Origin of the sequence: Streptomyces sp. (genome assembly GCF_036566765.1) — a bacterium.
GTDB lineage: Bacteria > Actinomycetota > Actinomycetes > Streptomycetales > Streptomycetaceae > Streptomyces.
In genome coordinates this window covers 1-5482 of record NZ_DATCVQ010000199.1, presented here as the reverse complement: position 1 = coordinate 5482, position 5482 = coordinate 1, and the positions used below count along the sequence as shown (strand labels likewise).

The window sequence follows — 5482 nt, the reverse complement described above, 5'->3', positions numbered from 1 at the left end:
AGCGCTGGGCGGCGGGGACGGCCAGGACGGCCGGGTCTGCCGGACCGGTGCCGGTGCCGGGCGGCGGCGCGGTGACGGCGGGGCCCGCGTCGCCGGCGACCGCGTTCACGATGTCCGCGGCGATGTCCGCCACCGGGAGCCCGGTCGCCTCCGCGAGGCCGTCCAGATGGTCGGTCGCGTCGGGCAGGGGCACCCGCAGCTGGGCGGAGAGGACGCCGGTGGCCAGGTCCAGCAGATGGCGGCGCGCGGAGTCGGCCCGGAGCCGCCGGTTCTCGGCGACCAGGTCGGCGTACGCGGACTGCGTCCGGGCGCCGGACGGCCCGGCGGAGCTGCTCAAGACGGCCTCCGTTCCTCCCCCAGGGCGGAGCCTCGGGGACCTCACGGTGCGGACGTCGGACCTCGCGGAAGGCGCGCCCCGACTGCGCTCCCGATTTTACGCGCGCGGAAGCCTCGCTTCCGGGTCTGAGCGCCGTGGGAACGGGTATTCGCAAGGCGGCAGCGGTCGCCGTTCCGCGGCGCCGCCGGACCGGGAGAAGGTGTCCGGGATGGACGAGGCACGGCTCTCGCAGCGCGAGCGGCGCATCCTGGCCGAGATCGAGCAGGCCCTCGGCCACGACGACCCCCTCGACCGCAGCATGCGCACCATGGGGCGGCGACGCCGGATCCCCGGCCTCGGCGTCTCCGTGGCCGGCGTCGTCCTGCTGGGCGCGGTGACGGTCACTCTGCTCGTCCTCGCCGTCGCCACCGCGGAGACCGCGCTGGTCTGGGCGTTCGCCGCGGCCTGGGTGCTGACGCTGGTCTGCCTGCTGCGCCTGGTGATGGCCTGGGCCGGCCGCTGGTCCGCGCGCCGTGCGGCGGTACGGGCGGCGCGGGACGGGGACGGTCCTTCAGCGGGCGATTGAGGCCGTCCCGAGCCTAGGATCGAACACATGGCCAAGCGCACCGACTCGCACCTGTCCCTGTGGTCCCGGGACTCCGTCCTGTCCATCGGCTCGGTGGGATCGACGCTCTCCATCGGCTCCGTCGGGTCCTTCCTCTCCGTAGGCTCCGTCGGCAGCGCCCTGTCCTGCGCGTCCGTGGGCTCCTGGGCGAGCCTCGGCTCGCTGCTTTCCGCGCAATCCTGCTGGTCGGTCCTGTCCTGGCGCTCGACGAAGGGCGTCCTGGCAGCGGGCGCGGTCGCGGGCGCGCTGCTTATGGCGACGCGCGACGTCCGCCGCCGCTAGGCCGTGTCTGACAAATCCCGCCTGGCGCGCGACGCCCGGCACGCACACTCGCTGCGTTGTCGGAGTCATCCAAGTACGTCCAGTACGAGGATGATCTCCCCCAGACTTCGTCCGGGGGTGCCCCCACCGCCTTGCGATTGCACGCACCGGACGCCGCGCGCCCCGCCCTGCGGGCGGACGGCGGTATTTGTCAGACACGGCCTAGGCCCCGCCGCCCGGGGCGCTTCCCGGGGCGATCAGGCCCGTCTCGTACGCGAGGATCACGGCCTGGACGCGGTCGCGCAGGTCCAGTTTCGACAGGATGCGGCCGATGTGCGTCTTGACCGTGGTCGGGCTGAGGACGAGGCGCTCGGCCAGCTCGGCGTTGCTGAGGCCCGTCGCGAGCAGGCGCAGCACCTCGAGTTCGCGCGGGGTCAGGCCGGACAGGTCCCGGTGCAGGGAGGCGGCCTTCGCCTCGTCGGGCTGCGCGAAACGCTCGATCAGCCGGCGGGTGATGGCCGGCGCGAGCAGCGCGTCGCCGGACTGCACCATGCGTACGGCGGCCACCAGGTGCTCCGGACTGACGTCCTTGAGCAGGAAGCCGCTGGCGCCGGCCGTCATCGCGGCGTACACGTAGTGGTCGAGGTCGTACGTCGTGAGGATGATGACCCGGGCGCCGTCCGGGCCGCCGTCGGCGAGGATGCGCCGGGTCGCCTCGATGCCGTCCATCTCCGGCATCCGGATGTCCATGAGGACGACGTCGGGCCGGGTCCGCCGGACCGCGGCGACCGCCTCGACCCCGTCGGCCGCCTCGGCCGTCACCTCGATGCCGTCCGCGGCGAGGATCATGCCGAAGCCCGTGCGCACCAGGGCCTGGTCGTCGGCGATGACGGCCCGCAGCGGCGCCCCGCTCACGCGGTCCTCCACGGGACCCGCGCCGCGATCCGCCAGCCCCCGGCGAGTGTCGGCCCGGACGTCAGCTCGCCCTGGTAGACCGCCAGCCGCTCCCGCAGTCCGATGAGCCCCCGGCCGTTGCCGTCCGCCGACGTGTCGTCCCGTACGCCGCCGGTGTCCGTCACCTCGATCTCCAGCCAGTGGTCCTCATGGCCGATCACGACGGCGGCCTCGGCGCCCGGCGCGTGTTTGATGGCGTTCGTCAGCGCCTCCTGGACGACCCGGTACGCCGCGAGGTCCACCCCGGGCGGCAGCGGGTCCGGCGGCAGCGACACCTCGACCCGCACCGGCGTACCCGCCGTGCGGACCCGGTCGACCAGGGCGTCGAGCCGGCCGAGCCCCGGCTGGGGTTCGAAGCCGTCCGGGCGCTCGTGGTCCGGGGCGGCCAGCAGGCCCATCACATGGCGCAGTTCGGCCATGGCGGCCCGTCCCCCCGCCTCCACCGCGAGCAGTGCCTGCTTCGACCGCTCGGGCGCCGCGTCCATCACCTTGCGCGCCGCGCCCGCCTGGATGACCATCACGCTCACATTGTGGGTCACCACGTCGTGCAGTTCGGCGGCGATCCGGGATCTCTCCTCCTCGACGGCCCGGCGCGTGGCCTCGTCCTGGGCCTCCTGCAGCCGCGCGTACCGGTCCTTGCTCGTCGCCAGCTGCCGCTGCCAGAACCGGACGAGACCGGCCAGCAGTCCGGCGATCAGCAGGACGACCGCCGGGCTCGTCCAGCCCGGAAGGATGGGCTCCGTCTCCCGGAAGGCGAAGCCCGCGAGCACGGCGGCGGCGACCAGTCCGGCCATCGCCCCCATCCGGTGGCGGCTGTGGACGACGGCGCTGAAGGCGCCGATGACGCAGGTCAGCACGTTCATCCAGGTGGCGTCGTCGACCATGACCAGCGTCGCGCCCATCACCACCGCGAACACGGTGAGCGGAAACCGGCGCCGGTACGCCAGCGGCAGCGCCGACAGCACGACGAGCGGCCAGATCTGCGGCGAGGGCTCGCCCTCCCGCAGCGGGACGACCGGCGGCGGCTCAGGAGGGGCCGGGAACGGCACGTCCCCCTTGATGCGGACGGGCCCGCTGTCGGGGTAGCGCACCGCGACGACCAGCGAGACGACGGTCAGCACGACCGCCAGCACCACGTCGAAGCGGAACGCCCGGCGCGACAGCGGTGCGGGCCTCGCCTCCGGGCGCAGTGCTTCGGGCAGGTACCGGCGCCATCCGCGCCATCCGTCCGTGTTCACCGGCTCATTGTGCGATCCGTCCGCTCAGGACCGCATCAGCCTGCGCGCGCAGTGGCCTGCCCGTGAGGAGTACGTCGCAGGGATGACCCCGCGGCCGGATCCTCCGCGGGGAGGGCCCGATGTCGGTGCCGTGGCCGACGCGCCCGCCGCCCGTCCGCTCCTACCTTCGCCGGAGCCGCCAGAGACCATCCCGAACCGAAGGACGGACACTCCCATGACCCAGGTGATCCAACTGGAGGGCGTCGCCAAGCGCTACGACAGCGCCGGTGCGCCCGCGCTCGGACCGCTCACCCTCGCCGTCGAGGAGGGCGAGGCGCTCGCCGTGACCGGCCCGTCCGGCAGCGGCAAGTCCACGCTGCTGAACCTCGTCGCCGGCCTCGACAAGCCGACCGAGGGCGCCGTGACCGTCGCCGGGCGGCGGATCGACCGGCTGAACGAGCACGAGGGGGCCCGGTTCCGCCGCGAACAGATCGGCATGGTCTTCCAGTTCTTCAACCTGCTCGACGACCTCACCGTCGCCGACAACATCCAGCTCCCCGCCCAGCTGACCGGCGTCCCGCGGCGCAAGGCGGCGTCCCGCGCCGGTGAACTCATGGATCTGCTCGGCATCGGCAAGCACGCCCGCGCCTACCCGGGCCGGCTGTCCGGCGGCGAGCGCCAGCGCGTCGCGGTGGCCCGCGCGCTGGTCAACCGGCCCGCGCTGCTGCTCGCCGACGAGCCGACCGGCGCGCTCGACACCGCCTCCGGCCACGACGTACGGGAGCTGCTGATCGACCTGCACCGCGGCGGGCAGACCGTCGTCCTCGTCACGCACGACCTGGCCCTTGCCGAGGCGTGCGCGAGCCGCGCGATCCATCTGGTCGACGGCCACCTCGCCCGCGACACCCGCGCGCAGGCCGTCCGATGAGCCGCTGGGGCACCGGCGCGCTCGGCCGGGTCGTCCGCTCCGGCGTGGGCCGACGGCGGGTGCAGACGGTGGTCGTCGCCCTGGCCACGATGATGGCCGTCGCCGCGGCCGTGGTCGCCGGCTCGCTCATGGTCGCCGCGGACGCGCCGTTCGACCACGCCTTCGCGGCGCAGCGCGGCGCGCACGTCACCGCGCAGTACGACCCGGCGAAGGCGAGCACGGCGCAGCTCGAAGCCACCGGCAGGCTGACCGGAGTCACCGCGAGCGCGGGTCCGTTCCCGACCGCGACCATCAACCCGGTGGACGTGAACGGCGGGCACATGCCGGGGGTCACCGTGGTCGGCCGGGCCGAGCCGCACGGCGACGTGGACGATCTGGACCTGAAGTCCGGCCGGTGGCCGGCGAAGAACGGCGAGATCGTGCTCTCCGCGACGTTCAGCGGCCCGTTCCTCCAGCTCGGCTCCACCCTGAAGTCCTCGGACGCCGCGGACGGGCAGACCCTGACGGTCGTCGGCTTCGCGGTGTCGGCCGGCCGGTCCGCCCAGGCCTGGGCCACCGTCGCGCAGGTCGACGCGCTGGCGTCGAAGAGCACCCCCGTCACCAGCCAGATGCTCTACCGCCTCGACTCCGCGGAGACCACGGCGCAGATCACCGACCAGCGGAAGAAGCTCGCCGCCGCCGTACCCTCCGGAGCGCTGCTCGGCAGCGAGTCCTGGCTGGACGTCAAGCGCGCCGCCGACAAGGGCGCGGCGCCGACCATCCCGTTCCTCCTCGCGTTCGGCGTGCTCGGCATCGTCATGTCCGTGATCATCGTCGGGAGTGTGATCAGCGGCGCGGTCGGCACGAGTCTGCGCAGGATCGGCGTCCTCAAGGCCATCGGCTTCACCCCGCGCGAGGTCGTACGGGCCTACGTCGCGCAGGCGCTCATCCCGGCCGGCGTCGGCATCGCGCTGGGCGTCGTCCTCGGCAACGTCCTGGCGCTGCCGCTGCTCCAGGACACCGAGTCGGTGTACGGCACCGCCTCGCTGTCCGTGGCCTGGTGGGTGGACCTCGTGGTGCCGGCCGCCGCGCTGCTCGTCGTCGGGATCGCGGCGCTCGTTCCCGCGCTGCGCGCCGGCCGGCTGCGTACGGTCGAGGCCATCGCCGTCGGCCGGGCGCCGCGCACCGGGCGCGGCCAGTGG

The 5482-nt window shown here is 74.1% G+C and carries 7 protein-coding genes; 4 read left to right on the top strand and 3 right to left on the bottom strand.

All coding sequences use genetic code 11. The annotated features are described in order from the left end of the window. The coding region (locus tag VIU94_RS11360) for an ANTAR domain-containing protein (RefSeq protein WP_331910299.1) at positions 1 to 337 on the bottom strand (337 nt) is incomplete at its 3' end. Positions 338 to 545: 208 nt separating this feature from the next. Between VIU94_RS11360 and VIU94_RS11355 the strand changes: the two genes are divergently transcribed. Next, positions 546 to 902 (top strand): DUF3040 domain-containing protein, encoded by a 357-nt coding sequence (locus VIU94_RS11355; protein WP_331910297.1) that lies wholly within the window; start codon positions 546 to 548, stop codon positions 900 to 902. 27 nt (positions 903 to 929) lie between these two features. Beyond that, the gene (locus VIU94_RS11350) at positions 930 to 1223 is read left to right on the top strand and encodes a hypothetical protein (protein ID WP_331910295.1); all 294 of its coding nucleotides are present in this window, start codon (positions 930 to 932) and stop codon (positions 1221 to 1223) included. Positions 1224 to 1424: 201 nt separating this feature from the next. Here the strand turns inward: VIU94_RS11350 and VIU94_RS11345 are convergent, their stop codons facing one another. Next, positions 1425 to 2117 carry a response regulator gene (locus tag VIU94_RS11345; protein ID WP_331910293.1) on the bottom strand — a complete coding sequence of 231 codons (693 nt, stop codon included), beginning with the start codon at positions 2115 to 2117 and terminating at the stop codon, positions 1425 to 1427. Next, complete coding sequence (locus VIU94_RS11340; protein WP_331910290.1) at positions 2114 to 3394, bottom strand: sensor histidine kinase; 1281 nt, start codon at positions 3392 to 3394, stop codon at positions 2114 to 2116. The genes VIU94_RS11345 and VIU94_RS11340 overlap by 4 nt, the downstream gene beginning before the upstream one ends. A 214-nt stretch (positions 3395 to 3608) precedes the next feature. On the opposite strand from VIU94_RS11340, the gene VIU94_RS11335 reads away from it, so the two are divergent. Next, entirely contained in the window at positions 3609 to 4301 is a 693-nt protein-coding gene (locus VIU94_RS11335) for an ABC transporter ATP-binding protein (protein ID WP_331910288.1), read from the top strand. Then, on the top strand, positions 4298 to 5482 hold a 1185-nt coding region (locus tag VIU94_RS11330; protein ID WP_331910286.1), incomplete at its 3' end, for an ABC transporter permease. The genes VIU94_RS11335 and VIU94_RS11330, both read left to right, overlap by 4 nt.

What these genes read in the sequence shown, in the direction of transcription:
- VIU94_RS11335 (WP_331910288.1), top strand. Translation starts at nt 3,609, where the DNA reads ATGACCCAGGTGATCCAACTGGAGGGCGTCGCCAAGCGCTACGACAGC.
- VIU94_RS11355 (WP_331910297.1), top strand. Translation starts at nt 546, where the DNA reads ATGGACGAGGCACGGCTCTCGCAGCGCGAGCGGCGCATCCTGGCCGAG.
- VIU94_RS11350 (WP_331910295.1), top strand. Translation starts at nt 930, where the DNA reads ATGGCCAAGCGCACCGACTCGCACCTGTCCCTGTGGTCCCGGGACTCC.